1 protein-coding gene is annotated in these 263 nt (G+C 60.1%); it reads left to right on the top strand.

Going from position 1 to position 263, the window contains the following annotated elements; all coding sequences use genetic code 11:
- Position 1: 1 nt before the first annotated feature.
- Positions 2 to 263 (top strand): MerR family DNA-binding protein (locus AYO52_RS17515; protein WP_253701767.1); only part of this gene is annotated, 262 nt, incomplete at its 3' end.

The raw sequence follows: 263 nt of genomic DNA, 5'->3' as shown, positions 1-263 counted from the left end.
GATCCGCTACTACGAGAGAGTTGACTTACTACCGCCCCCAGCCCGCACCCCGTCGGGCTATCGGATCTACAGCACGCAAGCGGTGGATCGTCTGCGCTTCATCCAGGGGGCACAGCGGCTAGGCCTCAAGCTCGACGACATCCGTGACCTCCTCTCCGTCAGAGACACAGGAGCCTGTCCGTGTGAACCGGCAGGAGACCTACTCACCCGCCGGTTGACCGAACTCGATGCAGAAATTAAACGTCTGAAAACTCTGCGAACCG

The organism is Dietzia sp. 111N12-1 (genome assembly GCF_001658045.1).
In the GTDB taxonomy this organism is placed as follows: domain Bacteria; phylum Actinomycetota; class Actinomycetes; order Mycobacteriales; family Mycobacteriaceae; genus Dietzia; species Dietzia kunjamensis.
This window is presented reverse-complemented; position numbering and strand designations above follow the sequence as displayed.